Source organism: Herbiconiux sp., assembly GCF_023264855.1.
Taxonomy (GTDB): Bacteria; Actinomycetota; Actinomycetes; order Actinomycetales; family Microbacteriaceae; genus Herbiconiux.
The window spans coordinates 39,069-56,718 of record NZ_JAHFUW010000008.1; the positions used below are offsets into that span (position 1 = coordinate 39,069).

The window sequence follows — 17,650 nt, forward strand, 5'->3', positions numbered from 1 at the left end:
CGCGCGATCTGATCCCGCCCGGGAGGCCGAGGGAGGCTCCTGAGCATGCCGGATTCGATCCGTCGCCGCGCGCGAGACGAGCGGGACGCCGCCGCCCCGCGCGGCCGCCGTTCGGTCGGCGACGGCTCCGACGGCGTGATCTTCCGCAAGGGGTTCGCCTCGCTCACCGAACTGGCGCTCTCCGGCGTGCAGGTGACGGCGTCGGTGGTCGACCTCGAATCGGGCCGCGTGCTGTTCTCCGTCGACGACCACCTCTCGGTGCCGACGGCCTCGATCGGCAAGGTGCTGCTGCTGATCGAGGTGGCGGCACGGATCTCCGCTCGCGACGGGCGCTCGCGTGAGGCCGGGCGGGAAGGCACCTCGCCCCGCACGGCGCGGGCCGCTCCCGGGGCGGAGGCGCTCAGCATCCTGAACCGCACGGCGCAGGACTCGGTCGCCGATTCCGGTCTCTGGCAGCATCTGCAGGTGCCGGCCCTGCCCTTGGCCGATCTCGCCGCACTGATCGGTGCCACCAGCGACAACCTCGCCACCAACGTGCTGCTGCGCCGCATCGGTCTGGATGCCGTGCGGGCGCGGGCGGAATCCCTGGGCCTCCGGCGCACCCTGCTGCTCGACATCGTGCGCGAGGTGCGCGGTCCGGATGACGCACCGCAGCTCTCGGTCGGCTCCGCACGCGAGCTCGCGGGCCTGTTCCGCCGGCTGCAGCGCGGCGAGATCGTCGACGCGACGACGAGCGAACTCGTGGTCGGCTGGCTGGGTCTCGGCACCGACCTCTCGATGGTCGCGGGAGCCTTCGGGCTCGATCCGCTGGCCCACCTGGGCGAAGACCACGGCATCACCCTGTTCAACAAGACCGGAACGGATGCCGGCATCCGCTCGGAGGCGGGCGTGGTGCAGGGCCCGCGGGCCGGTGTCTCCTACGCGGTCACCATGCGCTTCAACGACTCCACGCTGCCCGGCCGCCTAGCGGTGCTCGACGGCATGCGCACCCTCGGCACCGACCTGCTCGAGTACATCTTCTGAGTCGGGACCACCCGCTCAGCCCGCTAGTGCGCTAGATAGCCTCGCAGTTGGTCGAACGTGATTGCTGAGACGGTATTGGTACCGCCGAGCACGACGATGTGACGCGGGTTGAGCCGGCGCAGTTCGGTTGCGATGACGGCGGGGATGCCGTCGGCGGTGACGAGCAGCACCGGCGCGCCACGGCGGATGGCGGCAGCAGACCCGGAGAGCGCGTCGGGGAAGACGGCACCGGAGGCGACATACACCGTCGTGGTATTGGCGGGGAAGGTGCCGGCCGACACCGCTGCCGAAACGGCGTATCGATCAGCGCCGCCGACCCTGGTGGTGGGGGCGACCTGGTTGAGCGCGGTGAGAACACCGTCGGACACAGTGTTCGTTCCACCGAGGACGATGATCTTCGTGGGGGCGAGCCGCTTGAGTTCGGCGGCGACCGAGGCGGGGACCGCTCCCTTCTGCACGAGCAACACGGGTCCCTTGAGTGCGCCTGCGGCGGCGGAACCGGAGAGGGCATCAGGAAACACTTCACCGGAGGCGACGTAGGCTACCGGCGGCGATGCGGCGAAGAAGACGGCCTGCGACGCATTGGCGGAAACCTCGTACCGGTCTGCGCCCGCAATTCGGATCACTCCGGAGCGCGAAAATGTCCTCAGTTGATTCTCAATGTCCGAGCTCACCGTATTCGTGCCTCCCATGAGGAGGATGACCAGCGGGTGGAGGCGGCGCAGTTCGGCTTGCACCGCAGCTGGGAGCAGGTCTGCCTGAGTGAGAAGTACCGGGGCAGCGGCGGCGCCGGCGGCGGCGGAGGCAGATAGCGCATCCGGGAAGACCTGGCCCGATGCGACGAAGGCTCGATCGACGTCAGCCGGAAACGTATCGGCGGAGGTCGCTGCCGATACGGCATATCGATCGGCGCCCCCCAGACGATCTATGCGGGAGTCTGCTGCGGTATTGCGGATGTAAACCTGGTCGATACCCGTTGCTGTCTCCGGTGTCAGGTTGGTCGCATTCGAGGTGAAAGCCACGAACTGGCCGTCATCCGAAGGCACCGGAAAGTACGACTGCCGATCCGTCCGCGAGGTGGTTCCTGAGGCGGGCATTCCGACGAACTTGAACACTCCTGTCGCAATATCCAGAAGGTAGGCGCGATTAGTGCTTGGGAGACCTTCAACCTCAGGGACGACCTTACTAATGGAATCGAATGCCAAGTGCTGTCCATCGGTGGAGAGTCGAAGGTTCGAAAGGGAGAACTTGGGTGCCAGATCTCGGGTCATTGCAGTGGTGGTGTCACGGATGTATCCGCCTCCAGTCCCGCGCGACGTGGTCAGGTTGGAAGCACTGCTCCCGAAGGCCACCAACGTCGCGTCGCCGGACATCGTCATCGACTCGACGGGGCGATTCGCGCCGGTGACGGCATCAGCGCTGACGCTCGCCAGAGTCGTCGTTCCGGCTGGCACGTTCCTCAGAAACACTTGCGGGATGGAATGCACATCGGTCGGTGTGAGGCTTGCGGCGCTGATGAAACCGACAACGCTGCCGTCGGATGAGACCGAAGGTAGGAAAGCTCCGAGCCGGGCACCTTTGCCCGCGGACTCGATACTCGCCATCGTCGTCGTGCCCGCTGCGATGTCGCGCACGAAGACCTGGCCGAATCCACGGTTGTCCTCCGTCGTGAGGTTTGTCGAACCCGAGGTGAAGACGACCGCATTCCCATCACGGGAAAGGCTCATCTCAGATGGGACTCCACTGTTGCCCACATCGTGGCCTGCAGTGTTACTCACGTCGATGACTGTGGAGGTGCCCGTCTCGCTGGACCACAGGAAGACATGCGGAATTCTATCTGAGACGCCGGATACGAGATCGGTAGCGCTTGACAAGAACGCCACCTTGGTGCCGTCTCCGGAGATCGACGGCCTGGATGACGTTAAATCGCCGGGAGCGCCTGTGCTCGTCGCGCTTACCAGCCGAGTCGTTCCGGTCACTGTATCGCGCACATACACTTGCGACCTGCCAGTCGGATTGGCGACGACCATGTTCGTAGATTTGGTCGCGAAGGCGACATACCTACCGTCGGACGAAATCGATGAGACCCCCGAGATGTCGACGGAACCGGATGGACTGTCACCGCCCTGGGGCGGCGTTACACCCGCCACGCTTACCAGCTGAGTGCTCGAAGGACCGGGGCCTGCGGCATGCGCGGCAGGTACACGCGACACGGGCGTGAGCCCGGTCAGCAACAGCCCTCCTAGTGCCAGCGCGGCGAGGCCCGTCGCAATCCGTTCGCGCATCGTGAACCTCCAGGTCGACGGACCCACCGGGTGCAGGTCGTACAAACCTGAAGGTATATCACTTTATTCGCGAATTCCAGTGCCGTCAGCGGGTGAGGGCCGAGAGCAGGCGCAGCGCCTCGCCGACGGCGGGCACGTGGTCGGCGCCCGGGCGGGTGACGGCGACGATCAGACGGTGATCGCCGCCCGCCGTGGGACGCGCGTGGACGCCCGGCGGCAGCGGCGAGGTGGTGAGGGCGAGGGCCGGCAGCAGGGCGACGCCGAGGCCGGCCGCGACCATGCTGATCACGGCCACGACGTTGTCGGTCTCGAACGCGATCGCGGGCGCGAAGCCGCTGCGGGCGCAGGAGTCGAGCAGGTGGCTGCGGCAGCGCGGGCAACCGGCGATCCAGTTCTCGTTCCGCAGCTCCGCCAGGTCGACGGCCGCGGAGTCGAGCTGGTAGTCGTCGCCCACGCTGCCGCCGGTTCCGGATGCCGCGACCCCGCCCCGGAGGGCCGGATGCCCCTCCGGCGCCAGCAGCACGAGATCGTCGCGCTGCAGCGCGGTCACCACGAGCCCCTCGGTGCCGGCCGCGAAGGCGTCGTTCGGATCGGCCGGATAGTGGAACGCGATCGCCACGTCGCTGAGGCCGTCGCGCACGGCCACGACCGCCTCGGGCGGTTCGGCCTCGAGGTAGGTGAAACGCACGCCCTCGTGTTCGGCCCCCATCGCCTGGATGAGTCGGGGCACGATGGTCGATGACGCCGAGGGGAACGCGGCCAACCGCACGCGCCCGGTGCGCAGCCCCGACAGATCGGCCAGTTCCCCGGCGGCCGCATCCAGCGCCCCGAGCACCGCCTCCGCGTGACGGGCGAGCACCTCGCCCGCATCCGTCAGCCGGATGCCGCGACCCGAGCGAGTAACCAAGGTCATGCCGATGCGCGACTCGACGCGCTTGAGCTGCTGGCTGAGGGCCGGCTGGCTGAAGCCGAGCACGGCGGCGGCTCGCGTGATCGAGCCGTAGTCGGCGATGGCCGCGACCGCGCGGAGGGTCTGCGAGTCGAGGTCGAACGTGCCGGCGAGCGGAGTGAGGGTCACGGCGCCAGACTACGGCAGATCCATAACGTGATGTGATGGGAACCATCCCAAGTCGGTTCTTGTCGAATGAGTGCGAGGTCGCGAGGCTGGAGCCATGACAAGCCGAGCCACCGCGAGCCCCCTCTCCCTCGATGCGCTGCGCGAGCACTTCACGGTGCGTCCCGGGTATCTCTCGGCCTGCATGATCGGGGTGCCGCCACGCGAGGCGGTCGAGGCGCTGACGGCTGACCTGGCCGCCTTCGCGGAGGGCCATCGCGATCCCGGCTCGTACGGTGTCGCGGTGGAGCGGGCGCGTGAGGCCTTCGCCCGGCTGAGCGGAGTGCCGGCTGATCACGTGGCCGTCGGGTCGCAGGCTTCGGTGACGGCGGGGATGATCGCGTCGTCGCTTCCTGCCGGCTCGGAGGTGCTCGTGGTGGAGGGCGACTTCAGCTCGATGGTGTTCCCCTTCGTGGTGCAGGAGCAGCAGGGACGCCTCTCGGTGCGCTGCGTTCCGCTCGACGCGCTCGCGGCGAGCATCCGCCCGGAGACCGCGCTCGTGTCGTTCTCGCTGGTGCAGTCGGCCACGGGCGCGGTGGCCGACGTCGACGCCGTGCTCGAGGCGGCGGCCGCACACGGGGCCGCCACGTTCTGCGACACCACGCAGGCGGTGGGCTGGATGCCGGTCGACGCCTCCCGCTTCGACGCCACCGTGTGCCACTCCTACAAGTGGCTCTGCGCGCCCCGCGGATGCTGCTTCACGACGCTGCGCCCGGCCTTCGCCGCGCGGCTCGTGCCGAACTCCGCCGGCTGGTACAGCGGAGACGACGTGTGGGGCTCGTGCTACGGACCGGGGATGCGGCTGGCCGGATCCGCCCGCCGCTTCGACGTCTCGCCCGCCTGGCAGGCCTGGATCGGGGCGGCCGAGTCGCTCGAGCTGTTCGCCTCGGCCGATGCGGAGGAGATCCGCCGCCACTGCGTGGGACTCGCGGATGCGCTCTGCCGCCGCCTCGGGGTGTCCGAGGCGCACAGCGCGATCGTGACCTGGCCGGATGAGGACGGCCGCGCGATCGCCGCGCTGACCGAGGCTGGTATCGCCGCCTCGTCCCGTTCGGGCCGGGTGCGCGTGGCGTTCCACGTCTGGAATGACGCCTCCGACGTCGAGCGCGTCTGCGCGGCCCTGGGTCTCTCGGCGTGAGGAGGGTCAGTCGATCAGGCCGAGGGCGGCCAGGCGGCGGAGGGTCTCGGCGCCGGCCGGGGGACAGCGGTCGAGGTCGGCCGTGGTGACCCAGTGCAGGGCGTCGACCTCGCTCGAGGCGACCGGAGCATCCGTCGTCTCACCCCGGAAGACCTGCATGTGCACCAGCCGCCCGTCGGGCTCGCCGTGCGCCTGCACGCTCACCGTGAACAGCTCGTCGAGGCTCGCCGGGTCGACCGAGACACCGATCTCCTCCCGGGCCTCGCGCAGCACCGCTTCCGCCGCAGTCTCGCCCGGATCGATCTTGCCGCCCGGCATGTAGTGCACCTCGCGCGCCCGCGCGGTCACCATCAGCACCCGCCGTTCGCGCACGAGCGCCAGCGCCGCCACGGCGATCGGCGGCAGAGCGGCACCAGTCATCCCCGCAGTTTAGGGGACCCGGATACCCGGTGAGGTGCGACCTTCGGCTCTAAAACCCGGGAAATAGAGCCACGACCCGCAAGTCAGCGAAGGGGGAGGGGCGAGGAAACGACTAGAGAGTGCCGGTGCGGTAGTCGTCGAGCGAGACGGCTCCGGATGCTGCCGCGGCGGCATCCGCCTGGGCTGCGATCTCCGACCGGAGGGCGGCCGCGGAGCCGAGACCGAAGAGGGTCTCGATGGCGGCGAACACCTCGTCGGCCCGGCCTTCGCGCGCCAGTTCGCGGGCGCGCACCGAGGGGGAGTGCAGGATGACGCCCACGAGGTGCCGCAGCGAACGCTCGGTCTGCTCGGCCGCGGCTGCGGCGAGCACGGTCGCGGACGGATCGGCGGTGGCCGCGGTGGCGATGGCCGAGGAGCGCGACCGCCCGATCTCGGCGTCGAGCAGGTCGAACAGGTGCGAGCGCAGGGCCACGACCGCGGGGGTGACGGCTGACTCGGCCTTGCCGGCGCGGTATTCCGCGGCCGCCTGGTCGACCAGGGCGCGCGCATCCGACTCGGCGTTCAGTTCGTCGAGCGGCGCGTGCAGGCTGATGGTCTCGAGGTCGAGCAGCTCGGCTCCGGCCACTCCGGCGACGGCGGGGTCGACGTTGCGCGGCAGACCGAGGTCGATGATGAGACGGCGGGTGAAGGCGCCGGGAAGCGAGGCTGCGGCGCGCAGGTGGTCGGCATTCAGCACGACGGTGGCCGCCGTGCTGCAGGTGATCACCACGTCGGCCGTGGCGACGGCCTCGAGGAAGCCGCCTGCGGGCACCGGCTCGAGCTCTTGCTTGGCGGCGAACACGGCCGCACGGCCCGACGGCGAGAACACCCGGATGTCGGTGACCCCGCGGTCGCGCAGGTTCGCGAGCGTGACGCGGGCGTACTGCCCGGTGCCGACCAGCAGCACGCGCGTGGCGGCCCAGTCGGTGACCCGGCTCTCGCCGAGATCGAGGGCGAGGCGGGCGAGCGAACGCCCCGCGCCGCCGAGGCCCGTCTTCGTCTTGACGCCGCGGGAGGTCTGCGAGGCACGCTGGAACAGCCGCTCCAGGTCGGAGGAGGTCGTGCCCTCGATCCGTGCGGTGCTGAGCGCCCGCTTCACCTGGCCGGCGATCTCGTCTTCGCCGACGACGACCGACTCCAGGCCCGACGACACGGCGAACAGGTGGTCGGCCACGCCGTCGCCGCAGAGCAGCGTGAGACTGTCGCGCAGCTCGTCGACATCGGTTCCGGATGCCGCGCTGAACGACTCCGCGGCCTGCTCCACGGCCAGCGAGAGGCCGGCGGTGAGCGGTTCGTCGATGTCGAGGTAGGCCTCGAAGCGGTTGCAGGTGGCCAGCACGACCGCGCCCTGCACGAAGTCGCTCTCGGCCACGAGGCTCTTGGCGACGTCTGCGGTGCCCACCGACAGCTTCTCGAGGAGGTCGAAGCCCGCGTTCCGGTGATTCGCGGTCAGGCAGATGAGCACTAGCTGATTGTACGCCCCCAAAACTGATCATCTGCTGGCCCGAGGGTCGCCGAGAGCACTCTCAGCGGCCCTCACGTTCGTGGTCGGGTGGTCAGTCCCAGAGAACCGTGGGGTTCTCGCTCGCCATGTCGACCGAGGGGGAGCCGAGCGAGGGGGCGAAGATCAGGTCGCAGGTTCCGGATGCTCCGCCCTGGCTGCACTGCGCGGTGACGTCGACCGATCCGATGTAGTCGCCCTGGGCGAGGGTGGGGTTGTCGTAGCTGAGGGTCGGTTCGAGCGAGCTCAGCGTGGTCTGGCCGTCGGCCGAGAGGGTGCGCTTGATCGTGCCGTCGACGAGGGTGGTGCCGTCGTCGAGGGTGGCGGGCAGCTCGAGCCCGCAGCCGGCGGCCAGCGTGGTGGAGGCGAGGCATTCGTTCGCCGCCGCGGTCACGATGCTGCGGAACTGCTGCAGCGCCTCATCCGTCAGCACTGGCTCGATGTCGCCGGTGTCGCCGGATTCGAACGGCGCGGTCACCACGACGGTGGTGGTTCCCTCGAGCGTGAAGTTGGGCAGGTCGGTCGCGAGCTCGTAGGCGCCGGGGAAGACCTCGACCTCGTCGGCCTGCACGGCGACTCCGTTCACGGTCAGGCCGATGCCGTCGAATTTCGCCGTGCTGATGTAGCCCGTGCCACCGCTGACCTGCCACTCCCCGTCGCCGTCGTAGTCGAGAACCGAGTACTCGGCCTGCACCGGGTCGCCGCCGAGGAGGTATCCGACCGTGACGTCGGCCGATCCCTCGTCGCCTACCTGCTGCACGACCTCGATGTCGGTGATGGGTGCGAGCTCGTTGGACGCCGCGAGCACCTCGTTGGTGAGCAGTGTGTCGTCGTCCGGGGCGGAGCCGAGCAGCCCGAGCGCGGTCTCGGCATCGCTTTCGCTCAGCGCGGTGAGGTAGCTCACCACCGTGTCGGAGGGCTTGCGGGCGTTCGCGGCGTTGGTGGCCGCGATGCTGTTGGCCACCAGGGCGACCACCACGATGATGACGACGATCAGCGCCACCGCACCGCCGATGATGCCGATCAGGGCGCCGGCACCGAGACGGCGCTTCTTCGGCGGTGTGCCGCCGGGGCCGGGGGCTCCGGATGCGCCGGGCACCGAGGGCCCGTAGCCCGGGTGAGGCTGTGGGGCCTGGGGCGCCCCGGGGCCGTAGCCGGGGTGGGGCTGGCCGGGTGCGTAGGCCTGGGTCGGCTGCGGAGCGCCGTAACCCGGATGCGGCTGTGCGAGCTGCTCCGGCGTGTAGCCCGGATGCGGCTGGTTCCGCGCGGGAGCTGCGGGATAGGCCGGCGGGGCGACAGGAGGAACGGGCGGTGCCGGGGGCACCGGCGCCTCGGGGGCCGCAGGAGGATCGAACGGCGCCGGTGGCGGCACGGGCGTGGTGCCGGGCTGCTCGCCCGATCCGCTCGGCTTCGTGGAATCGGGCTGGTTGCGGTCTGCGGTGTTCTCGTCGTCGCTCATGGCGCCCCCTCGTATCGTCACCTGTCTACCACCGCTGCCGCGCCGACCCCATGGGCAGAACTCCCCATCGGCGCCGCTCGCCCGCCCGTCGGGTGCCTCGGGGCACACCTCCGGCCCCACCCGCCGGGGCGTCCAGCCGCCCGCCGTAAGATGTGGCGGTGACTCTGCCCGCGACGCATCCGCTCTCCGACGGCCGCACGGCCGACTCCCCGCTCATCACCACCTACCTCGGCACGCGGGGCCCGATCACCCCCGTGTGGTTCATGCGCCAGGCCGGCCGCTCGCTGCCCGAGTACCGCGAACTGCGGGTCGGAACCCGGATGCTCGACGCCTGCCTCGACCCGGCGATGGCCAGCGAGATCACGCTGCAGCCGGTGCGCCGGCACGGTGTCGACGCGGGCATCTTCTTCAGTGACATCGTCATCCCGCTGCGCCTGGCCGGCGTCGACGTGGAGATCGAGCCCGGCCGCGGCCCGGTGCTCGCGAAGCCGGTGCGCACGCTCGCCGACGTGCAGGCGCTGCCGGATCCGGCCGGCGCCGACTTCTCGGCCATCCAGGCCGGTGTCGCCCAGACCGTCGCCGCGCTCGGCCGCACGCCGCTGATCGGCTTCGCCGGGGCCCCCTTCACGCTCGCGGCCTACCTCGTGGAAGGCGGGCCGTCGAAAGACCACATCCGCGCCCGCACCCTCATGCACGCCGACCCCGAGGCCTGGGAGGGGCTGCTCGACTGGGCCGCCGCGGTGACCGGCGCCTTCTTGCGCGCCCAGCTGCTGGCCGGTGCCAGCGCCGCGCAGCTGTTCGACTCGTGGGTCGGCTCGCTCTCCCGCGCCGACTACGTGCGGCGCGTGGCGCCGTTCTCGGCGAAGGCGCTCGCGCCGATCCGGGATCTCGACGTGCCCGTGGTGCACTTCGGGGTGGGCAGCGGCGAGGTTCTGAAAGAGATGCACGCCGTGGGCGCCGACGTGGTGGGCGTCGACTGGCGGCTGCCGCTGGACGAGGCCTCGGTGCGGCTGGGCGGCGGCGTGACCGTGCAGGGCAACATCGACCCCGCGCTGCTCGCGGCGCCGTGGGAGGTGCTCGAGGCGCACGTGCTCGACGTGCTGCGGCGCGGCCGGAGCGCCCCCGCGCACGTTCTGAACCTGGGGCACGGCGTGCCGCCGGAGACCGACCCGGCGGTGCTGACGCGCATCGTCGAGCTCGTGCACGCGCAGGGGGAGGGGCAGGGGCAGGATGCCTGAGCTGGCGGATGCGGGACCCGGCGAGCCCGAGAGCTCGGCGCTGCCCGACGCGGTCGACGTCGTCGTGATCGGCGGCGGCGTGGCCGGTCTGGTGGCCGCCCGGCAGCTCGCGCACCTCGGCCAGTCGGTGCTGCTCGTGGAGGAGCGGCCCGTGCTCGGCGGTTTCGTCGCGCGGCACGAGGTGGCGGGCGTCGCGCTCGACGCCGGGGCCGAGAGCTTCGCCATCCGCAAGGGCACCGTCGCGGGCCTGGCCACCGACCTCGGCCTGGGCGACGACATCGTGACCCCGGATGCCGCCGGCGCCTGGGTCACCTGGAACGGCGGCACCGCGCCGCTCCCGGCCGCGGGCGTGCTCGGCATCCCGGGCTCGCCGCTCGCCGACGACGTGCGCCGCATCCTCGGCTGGGGCGGCTCGCTGCGCGCCTATCTCGACCGCCTGATGCCGCTCGTGCGGGTGCGCACCGAGACCGACCTCGGCGACATCGTGCGCCGCCGGATGGGCCAGAGGGTGCTCGACCGGCTCGTCACCCCCGTGGTCGCGGGCGTGCACTCCGCCGATCCCGGTGTGGTCGACGTTCACACGGTCGCCCCCGGACTCACCCAGGCCATGACCACGCAGGGGTCGCTCTCCGGCGCCGTGATGGCGTTGCGCGAGCAGGCGCCGGCGGGGTCGCTCGTGCAGGGCATCGCGGGCGGGGTCTACCGGCTCGTCGAGGCGCTCGAGGCCGACTGCCGGTACTACGGCGTGCAGATCCGCACCCGGACGCGCGCGGCCACCGTGGCACGAGCGGTCGAGGCGGGTTCGGTGACGGATGCGGCGGCTCCGGGGGATCCGGATGCCGGCGGCACGACTTCTGCAGCCGACCCGGTGTGGCGGATCGAACTGGAGAGCGCTGTCGGCGAGAGCGAGAGCGAGAGCGAGGGCGAGGGCGAGAGCGAGGGCGAGACCGCGCCGCAGACCGCGGACGACGCGTCCGGCCGGACGATCACGGCCCGGGCGGTTCTGCTGGCCACCGGTTTCCGCGGCGGGCTGCGCCTGCTCGGCGAGATCGCTCCCGAGGTGCTGCCGCCGGCGGCCTCCTGGCCCGAGCCGGCCTCGGTCACCCTCGCCACGATCGTGGTCGACGAGCCGCGCCTGGACGCGCATCCGCGGGGCACCGGGGTGCTCGTGGGCGAGGGTACGCCGGGCGTCGCCGCCAAGGCCCTCACGCATTCGAGCGCGAAATGGCGGTGGCTCGCCGACTCGCTGCCCGCGCACCGGCACGTTCTGCGGCTGTCGTACGGTCGCGGACACGCCGTGGCCGGGGCATCCGGAGCCGAGATAGCCGGAGCCGAAGCATCCGGAACCCCGGCGTCCGTCGCCCCCGAGGTGACCCTCGCCACCGCCCTGCACGACGCCGGCACGCTGCTCGGCGTTCCGCTCGCGCCGGGATCGGTCGCCGGATTCGCCGTGACGCCCTGGAACGATTCGCTCGCCTTCGCCACCGTGGGCCACAAGGCGCGCGTGCGCCTCCTGCTCGCCGGGGTGGAGGCCGTGCCGGGTCTCGAGGTCGCCGGTGCGTGGGTGGCCGGCACCGGGCTCGCCGCCACGGTCGAGCAGGCGCGGGTCACCGCATCCGGGCTCGCCGCCCACCTGCGCGGGGAACGCCGGGCGCCGCAGGGGTGAGACTCGCGCAGAACCTGGCAATCGACGCCATGCGGCCTCCGACCAGGGGGACTACGCTTGTGAGGACGCTGTATTCATGATCGATCGGAGTAGTAATGCGCGGAAAGATCATCTTCGTCGTCGGGCTGGCAACGGGATATGTGCTCGGAACACGTGCAGGGCGTGAGCGCTACGAGCAGATCAAAGCCGGAGCGGAGAAGGTCTGGAACACGCCGGCCGTGCAGTCGGGTGTCGACAAGGTGCAGGAGTTCGCCGGTGCGCGGGTCGATTCCGTGAAGGCCGACCTCTCGGCCAAGGCTCATAGTGCGCTCTCGGCCCTGATCGGCCGTGAGCCGCGCACGTCGTCCTCCACGACCGCCTCCACGGCGGCCGCGAAGGTGGGTTCGACGCGTGCCACGCCCACGAAGACCGCTGCGGCCAAGCCCAGCGCCGCCAAGCCGACCGCCGCCAAGGCGTCTGCCGCGAAGAAGCCGGCCACCGAGCCGACTGCCGACACCGACGCCGACGAGTAGGAGAAGGCACCGTGACCGAAGAACGCGACAAACGAGCGCGCCGCTCGCTCGTCTCCTTGTTCGCCGAGCTGCCCACGCTGATCATCCAGCTGCTCAAAGACGAGATCGAGAACCTCAAGCGCGACCTGACCGCACGCCTCGCGAAGCTCGGCATCGGCATCGGCCTGTTCGTCGCCGCCGCGCTGTTCGCCTTCTTCGCGCTGGCGACACTCATCGCGGCAGCCGTGCTCGGTCTCGCGACGGTGCTGCCGGCCTGGGCCTCGGCCCTGATCGTGGCGGGCGCTCTTCTGGTGCTCGCCGCCATCCTCGCCCTCGTGGGGCTCTCGTCGGTGAAGAAGGGCGTTCCGCCCGTGCCCGAAGAGGCCATCGCGAGCATCAAGAAAGACATCAACACCGTCAAAGGATTGGGTCAGTGATGAGTGAAGCTCCGAAGACGGCGGGCGGATCGGGAACAGCTCCCGCCGACGCCCCGCAGCGCTCCAAGGCCGAACTGCTCGCCGACATCGAGAAGAACCGCGCCGACCTCCGCGCCACGCTGGATGCCATCGAGTTCAAGCTCAACCTGCCCAAGCAGGCCCGGCACGCGGCCCACCGTGTGAAGAGCCGGGTCAACCGCCTCCGCCACGACAACCCGGTCGTGTTCGGCACGGTGGTGGCCGGAGCCGTCGCGGCCGTGGGGGCCGCCGCCGTGCTCGGCTTCCGCTTCGCCGCCAAGAAGTAGCGTGCGCGCCCGCCCGAGCGCCGCACCACTGACAGCACCGACCCCCCTGGCACCATCGCTTCACCGCACCACGATCACGAACGAAGAGGAACATGACTGACCCGACAGTCGAGTCGACCGCCCACTCCGCCGAACAGCCCGGCTCTCAGCCGCTTACCGCCCGCGATGTGGAGGACTCGGAGGCGGTGCCGGTCATCGGCTACACGCTCTGGGCGGTGTTCCGCCGCAATCCCGATGCCCCGCTGTTCCTCGACGGTGCCGAGGTTCCGGATGCGATCGCGCAGCTCGACGACACGATCGCCTCGGTCGAGGGCGAAGACGTCATGGTGCGCGGTCTCTACGACGTCTCGGGGCTGCGCGCCGACGCCGACGTGATGGTGTGGCTGCACGGCAGCGTGCCCGAGACCCTGCAGTGGGCTCTTCGCCAGCTGCGACGCACCCGGCTCTTCGTCGACCTGCTGCCCACCTGGAACGCGATGGGCGTGCACCGTGACGCCGAGTTCTCGTCCAACCACCTGCCGGCCTTCATGCGCGGCAAGGAGCCGGCCGCCTGGCTGACGGTGTACCCCTTCGTGCGCTCGTACGAGTGGTACATCCTGCCCGAGGAGGAGCGCCGCGCGATGCTGGCCGACCACGGCCGCAAGGGCGCGCAGTACCGATCGGTGCTCGCGAACACGGTCGCCTCGTTCGCACTGGGCGACTACGAGTGGATCCTCGCCCTCGAAGACGACGACCTGCTCAACCTGGTCGACCTGATGCGTCACCTGCGTGCGACGGATGCCCGGCTGCACGTGCGGGAGGAGGTCCCGTTCTTCACGGGACGGCGCATCGACACCGCCGAGATCGTCGAGGTGCTGCAGTGAGCGCCCGCATCGTCCCCGGCGCGAGCGCGGCCGCCGCGTCCGGACCAGAGCACGTCACGGAGCCGGTGGCCTACGACGCCATCCTGCTCGCCTCCTTCGGCGGGCCCGAGGGTCAAGACGACGTGATCCCCTTCCTCCGCAACGTCACGCGCGGGCGCGGAATCCCCGACGAACGGCTCGAAGAGGTGGCGCACCACTACCGCGCCTTCGGCGGCATCAGCCCGATCAACGCGCAGAACCGCGAGCTCAAGGCCGCCCTCGAGGCGGAGCTCGCCGGCCGCGGCATCGACCTGCCGGTGCTCTGGGGCAACCGCAACTGGGATCCCTATCTGCGCGAGGCCTTGACCGAAGCGGATGCCCGCGGGTTCCGCACCCTGATCGCGATCGCCACGAGCGCTTACAGCTCGTACTCGAGCTGCCGGCAGTACCGCGAGGACTTCGCCATCGCTCTGGACGAGACGGGCCTCGGCGGCACGATCACGATCGACAAGGTGCGCCAGTTCTTCGACCACCCCGGTTTCGTGCAGCCCTTCATCGACGGCGTCGGCAAGGCGCTCGCCGACGTGCGCGAGCGCTTCGAGGGCATCGATCCGACGCGCGAGATCGAGGTGCTCTTCACCACGCACTCGATCCCGAGCGCCGACGCCGAGCGCTCCGGCCCCGCCTCGCGCGGGTTCGGGCCGGACGGCGCCTACGCGGCACAGCACCGGGCCGTGGCCGAGGTCGTCATGCTCGCCGCAGCCGGCGCGAGCGACGTGCCCTGGCAGCTGGTGTACCAGTCGCGATCGGGCCCGCCGAGCCAGCCGTGGCTCGAGCCCGACATCAACGACGCCATCGCCGAGCTCCCCGCCAAGGGCGTGAAGGCCGTGGTGATCGTGCCGCTCGGTTTCGTGAGCGACCATATGGAGGTCATGTGGGACCTCGACAACGAGGCTCTCGAGTCGTGCGCCGAACACGATCTGTTCGGCGTGCGCGTGCCGACCCCGGGCGTCGACCCCTCCTATGTCGCCGGACTGGTCGATCTGGTTCTGGAACGCGTGAACGGCACACCCGTGGCCGAGCGGCCCGCCGTCACCGGCCTCGGTCCGTGGTACGACGTGTGCCGCCCCGGATGCTGCGAGAACGTGCGCCTGGGCTTCAAGCCCGCGCTCTCCGGGATCGCACCGTAGGCCGGAACGAGGGCGGGAGCATGAGCGGAGCACTGCGCGTGGCGACACGGGGCAGCGCTCTTGCGCGCGCCCAGACCGGTCACGTGGTCGCCGCCCTGGTGGAGGCGACCGGTGTCGAGGTGGAGACGATCATCATCACCTCCGAGGGCGACCGCTCGAAGGAGTCGCTCTCCAGCCTCGGCGGAACCGGTGTCTTCGCCAGCGCACTCCGCGAAGCGCTGATCGCCGGAGAGTGCGACCTGATCGTGCACTCGCTCAAAGACCTGCCCACGGCGCCGTACGAAGGGCTCGTGCTCGGTGCCGTACCCGAGCGCGAAGACCCCCGTGATGCCCTCTGCACGCGCGACGGTCTCACGCTCGACGAGCTGCCCGAAGGCGCCTCGGTGGGCACCGGCTCTCCCCGCCGGGTGGCTCAGCTGCTCTCCCTCCGGCCTGATCTGCGGATCGTCGACATCCGCGGCAACGTCGACACCCGTCTCGGCCGCGTGCGGGACGGCGACCTCGACGCCGTCGTCCTGGCGGCGGCCGGGCTCGGTAGGCTGGGTAGGCTGGACGCAGCATCCGAACTCTTCGCACTCGATCTCTGGCCCACCGCGCCGGGGCAGGGTGCGCTCGCGATCGAGACCCGAGAGGGAGACAGCATCCCCGAACTGTTGAGCATCGAACACCCGCCCACGCGCACGGCGATCCTCGCCGAGCGCGCGGTGCTCGCTGCCCTCGAGGCGGGATGCGCGGCTCCGATCGGCGCGACGGCTACCGTGGCCGGCGATGAACTGCACCTCTCGGCCACCGTCTACCAGGCCGACGGCGCCGCCGAACTCGGCTGCGAACGATCCGCCACCCTTCTCGGCGACGACCTGCTCGTGGCCGACCTGCTCGGCCAGGCGGTGGCCGCCCAGCTGCTCGAAGACGGGGCGGCCGAGATCGCACCCCTCGGCCCGGGCGGCACGGAATGACGGCCTGGTCGCAGCGCCCGCTCGGCGGCTGGCGCATCCTCGTTCCCCGCGGCGGACCGTGGGGCCACGGCGTCGCCGCCGACCTGCGGGCCGTCGGCGCCAAGCCGATCGTCGCCCCGATGATCAACTTTGCTCCCACCGAAGACGCCGAGACCCTCGAGCGCGCCCTGCAGGCGCTCGCCGCCGGGTCGTTCGACTGGCTCACCATGACCAGTGCCACCACGGTCGACGTGCTCACCGCCCACCAGGCCGTCGTTCCTCCGGAGACGCATATCGCCGCGGTGGGGGAGACGACCGCCGCCGCGCTCACGGCGGCCGGTTACAAGGTCGACCTCGTGCCGCCGGAGGACAACTCCGCCAAGGGCCTGCTGCGTGAACTCAAGCGCTTCGAGCAGTTCGGGCCCGAGCTGCGCGTGCTCACCCTGCGCAGCGACATCGCGAAGCCGGTGCTCACCGAGGGGCTGATCAAGCGCGGCCACACCGTCGAGTCGGTCGTGGCCTACCGCACCATCGGCGTGGAGGTCGATCCGCAGATCCGCGCCGACGTGGCCGCCGGGGCGATCGACGCCGTCTTCGTGACCTCGGGATCCGTGGCCGAGCAGGTGCAGCTGCAGCTGGGCCCCGTGCCCGAGTCGACCCTCGTCGCCGCGATCGGCCCGCGCACGGCCGACGACGCGCGCGCCTACGGTCTGCGGGTGGACGTGATCGCCAAGGGCCGCTCCTCCGAATCGCTGATCAACTCGGTGATCGAGGTGGCGAACGCCCGGCGTGCCGAGGGCCGCGACGAGGACGACCGCTCCGACTTCTGAGACTCTTCCGGGCACTCCCACCCCTCCTGACTCTCATACGGGCCACACCGGCCGGAACTGCACGCTGATGCGCGGCCCGACCGCCTGCTTGGTCTTCAGCACTGCGTGCTCGTGGGTGCGCTGACAGCTGCCGCCCATCACCACCAGGTCGCCGTGCCCGACCGGGAAGCGCAGCGTCTCGCCTCCGCCCTTCGGCCGCACGGACAGGGTTCGGGCCGCTCCTACCGACACGATCGCCACCATCGTGTCGCGATCGATGGTGCGGCCGACCCGGTCGCCGTGCCAGGCCACGCTGTCGTCGCCGGTGCGGTAGAAGCACAGCCCGGCCGTCTGGAACACCTGGCCGGGCGGGCGCCCGTAGTGCTCGTTGAGCGCATCCTGGGCCCGGGTGAGCACGAGATCGGGATAGACCGACCCGGCACCGAAGCGGGAGACGAGCCGGGGCACCTCGACCACGCGGTCGTACATCTCCCGCCGGTCGGCCTGCCAGGGCACGTCGACCGCGAGGCGCTCGAACAGCGCGTCGGAGTTGGAGACCCACCCCGGCCGCAGGTCGATCCAGGCCCCGTCGCCGAGCACGGTGCGCTGCACGGTTCCCCCGAGATCCTCCAAGACGGGGTCGGCGGCGAGGTCGTCGAAGAGCGAGGTCTGGAAGTCGATGTTCATGTCGCCATCGTACGCACATTCGAACATGTGTTCGAGTTAAACCTCGTGACCTGTGGAGAACCGGCCGGCTC

The 17,650-nt window shown here is 70.8% G+C and carries 17 protein-coding genes; 11 read left to right on the forward strand and 6 right to left on the reverse strand.

Annotation, left to right across the window (positions count from 1 at the left end; all coding sequences use genetic code 11):
• Positions 1 to 45: 45 nt before the first annotated feature.
• Positions 46 to 1,023, forward strand: coding sequence for a serine hydrolase (locus Q0D75_RS05035; protein ID WP_291050076.1), 978 nt, complete (start codon positions 46 to 48; stop codon positions 1,021 to 1,023).
• Between the two features lie 23 nt (positions 1,024 to 1,046).
• On the opposite strand, the gene Q0D75_RS05040 is transcribed toward Q0D75_RS05035, so the two are convergent.
• Together Q0D75_RS05040 and Q0D75_RS05045 are read right to left on the reverse strand one after the other, a co-directional pair.
• Positions 1,047 to 3,353: a cell wall-binding repeat-containing protein gene (locus Q0D75_RS05040; protein ID WP_291050078.1), complete on the reverse strand. Its 2,307-nt coding sequence runs from the start codon at positions 3,351 to 3,353 to the stop codon at positions 1,047 to 1,049.
• 40 nt (positions 3,354 to 3,393) lie between these two features.
• On the reverse strand, positions 3,394 to 4,386 hold the full coding sequence (locus Q0D75_RS05045) for a LysR family transcriptional regulator (RefSeq protein WP_291050080.1): 993 nt from the start codon (positions 4,384 to 4,386) through the stop codon (positions 3,394 to 3,396).
• 94 nt (positions 4,387 to 4,480) lie between these two features.
• On the opposite strand from Q0D75_RS05045, the gene Q0D75_RS05050 reads away from it, so the two are divergent.
• Positions 4,481 to 5,560 (forward strand): aminotransferase class V-fold PLP-dependent enzyme, encoded by a 1,080-nt coding sequence (locus Q0D75_RS05050; RefSeq protein WP_291050082.1) that lies wholly within the window; start codon positions 4,481 to 4,483, stop codon positions 5,558 to 5,560.
• 6 nt (positions 5,561 to 5,566) lie between these two features.
• Here Q0D75_RS05050 and Q0D75_RS05055 read toward each other — a convergent pair whose 3' ends face one another.
• The 3 genes from Q0D75_RS05055 to Q0D75_RS05065 all read right to left on the reverse strand — a co-directional run bounded on the left by Q0D75_RS05055 (position 5,567) and on the right by Q0D75_RS05065 (position 8,979).
• A complete protein-coding gene (locus Q0D75_RS05055; protein WP_291050084.1) occupies positions 5,567 to 5,980 on the reverse strand; it encodes an NUDIX domain-containing protein in 414 nt (137 codons plus the stop codon).
• A 112-nt stretch (positions 5,981 to 6,092) separates the two neighbouring features.
• Positions 6,093 to 7,484, reverse strand: a complete 1,392-nt coding sequence (locus Q0D75_RS05060) for a glutamyl-tRNA reductase (protein ID WP_291050086.1) — start codon at positions 7,482 to 7,484, stop codon at positions 6,093 to 6,095.
• A gap of 91 nt (positions 7,485 to 7,575) precedes the next feature.
• On the reverse strand, positions 7,576 to 8,979 hold the full coding sequence (locus tag Q0D75_RS05065) for a hypothetical protein (RefSeq protein WP_291050088.1): 1,404 nt from the start codon (positions 8,977 to 8,979) through the stop codon (positions 7,576 to 7,578).
• Positions 8,980 to 9,137: 158 nt separating this feature from the next.
• Here Q0D75_RS05065 and hemE point away from each other — a divergent pair, with 158 nt between their 5' ends.
• The 9 genes from hemE (at position 9,138) to Q0D75_RS05110 (ending at position 16,913) form a co-directional block, all read left to right on the forward strand.
• The gene (gene hemE, locus Q0D75_RS05070) at positions 9,138 to 10,217 is read left to right on the forward strand and encodes a uroporphyrinogen decarboxylase (RefSeq protein ID WP_291050090.1); all 1,080 of its coding nucleotides are present in this window, start codon (positions 9,138 to 9,140) and stop codon (positions 10,215 to 10,217) included.
• Positions 10,210 to 11,883, forward strand: a complete 1,674-nt coding sequence (locus tag Q0D75_RS05075) for an FAD-dependent oxidoreductase (RefSeq protein ID WP_291050093.1) — start codon at positions 10,210 to 10,212, stop codon at positions 11,881 to 11,883. The genes hemE and Q0D75_RS05075 overlap by 8 nt, the downstream gene beginning before the upstream one ends.
• Positions 11,884 to 11,978: 95 nt before the next feature.
• Positions 11,979 to 12,395 (forward strand): YtxH domain-containing protein, encoded by a 417-nt coding sequence (locus Q0D75_RS05080; protein ID WP_291050095.1) that lies wholly within the window; start codon positions 11,979 to 11,981, stop codon positions 12,393 to 12,395.
• 11 nt (positions 12,396 to 12,406) lie between these two features.
• Complete coding sequence (locus Q0D75_RS05085) at positions 12,407 to 12,811, forward strand: phage holin family protein (RefSeq protein ID WP_291050097.1); 405 nt, start codon at positions 12,407 to 12,409, stop codon at positions 12,809 to 12,811.
• Positions 12,811 to 13,116, forward strand: coding sequence for a DUF3618 domain-containing protein (locus tag Q0D75_RS05090; RefSeq protein WP_291050099.1), 306 nt, complete (start codon positions 12,811 to 12,813; stop codon positions 13,114 to 13,116). Before Q0D75_RS05085 ends, Q0D75_RS05090 begins: the two co-directional genes overlap by 1 nt.
• A 92-nt stretch (positions 13,117 to 13,208) precedes the next feature.
• Positions 13,209 to 13,979, forward strand: coding sequence for a hydrogen peroxide-dependent heme synthase (hemQ, locus tag Q0D75_RS05095; RefSeq protein WP_291050102.1), 771 nt, complete (start codon positions 13,209 to 13,211; stop codon positions 13,977 to 13,979).
• Positions 13,976 to 15,148, forward strand: coding sequence for a ferrochelatase (locus tag Q0D75_RS05100; RefSeq protein WP_291050104.1), 1,173 nt, complete (start codon positions 13,976 to 13,978; stop codon positions 15,146 to 15,148). The genes hemQ and Q0D75_RS05100 overlap by 4 nt, the downstream gene beginning before the upstream one ends.
• Positions 15,149 to 15,168: 20 nt before the next feature.
• On the forward strand, positions 15,169 to 16,104 hold the full coding sequence (gene hemC, locus Q0D75_RS05105; RefSeq protein WP_291050106.1) for a hydroxymethylbilane synthase: 936 nt from the start codon (positions 15,169 to 15,171) through the stop codon (positions 16,102 to 16,104).
• Positions 16,101 to 16,913, forward strand: a complete 813-nt coding sequence (locus Q0D75_RS05110; protein WP_291050108.1) for a uroporphyrinogen-III synthase — start codon at positions 16,101 to 16,103, stop codon at positions 16,911 to 16,913. Before hemC ends, Q0D75_RS05110 begins: the two co-directional genes overlap by 4 nt.
• A gap of 33 nt (positions 16,914 to 16,946) precedes the next feature.
• Here Q0D75_RS05110 and Q0D75_RS05115 read toward each other — a convergent pair whose 3' ends face one another.
• Positions 16,947 to 17,579, reverse strand: a complete 633-nt coding sequence (locus Q0D75_RS05115; protein WP_291050110.1) for an alpha-ketoglutarate-dependent dioxygenase AlkB — start codon at positions 17,577 to 17,579, stop codon at positions 16,947 to 16,949.
• Between the last annotated feature and the right edge of the window lie 71 nt (positions 17,580 to 17,650).

Excerpts from the sequence above, each read along its gene's own strand:
- Q0D75_RS05080 (WP_291050095.1), top strand. The coding sequence starts at position 11,979 with ATGCGCGGAAAGATCATCTTCGTCGTCGGGCTGGCAACGGGATATGTG.
- Q0D75_RS05075 (WP_291050093.1), top strand. The coding sequence starts at position 10,210 with ATGCCTGAGCTGGCGGATGCGGGACCCGGCGAGCCCGAGAGCTCGGCG.
- hemC (WP_291050106.1), top strand. The coding sequence starts at position 15,169 with ATGAGCGGAGCACTGCGCGTGGCGACACGGGGCAGCGCTCTTGCGCGC.
- Q0D75_RS05110 (WP_291050108.1), top strand. The coding sequence starts at position 16,101 with ATGACGGCCTGGTCGCAGCGCCCGCTCGGCGGCTGGCGCATCCTCGTT.
- Q0D75_RS05035 (WP_291050076.1), top strand. The coding sequence starts at position 46 with ATGCCGGATTCGATCCGTCGCCGCGCGCGAGACGAGCGGGACGCCGCC.
- Q0D75_RS05115 (WP_291050110.1), bottom strand. The coding sequence starts at position 17,579 with ATGAACATCGACTTCCAGACCTCGCTCTTCGACGACCTCGCCGCCGAC.
- Q0D75_RS05050 (WP_291050082.1), top strand. The coding sequence starts at position 4,481 with ATGACAAGCCGAGCCACCGCGAGCCCCCTCTCCCTCGATGCGCTGCGC.
- Q0D75_RS05055 (WP_291050084.1), bottom strand. The coding sequence starts at position 5,980 with ATGACTGGTGCCGCTCTGCCGCCGATCGCCGTGGCGGCGCTGGCGCTC.
- hemQ (WP_291050102.1), top strand. The coding sequence starts at position 13,209 with ATGACTGACCCGACAGTCGAGTCGACCGCCCACTCCGCCGAACAGCCC.
- Q0D75_RS05090 (WP_291050099.1), top strand. The coding sequence starts at position 12,811 with ATGAGTGAAGCTCCGAAGACGGCGGGCGGATCGGGAACAGCTCCCGCC.
- Q0D75_RS05065 (WP_291050088.1), bottom strand. The coding sequence starts at position 8,979 with ATGAGCGACGACGAGAACACCGCAGACCGCAACCAGCCCGATTCCACG.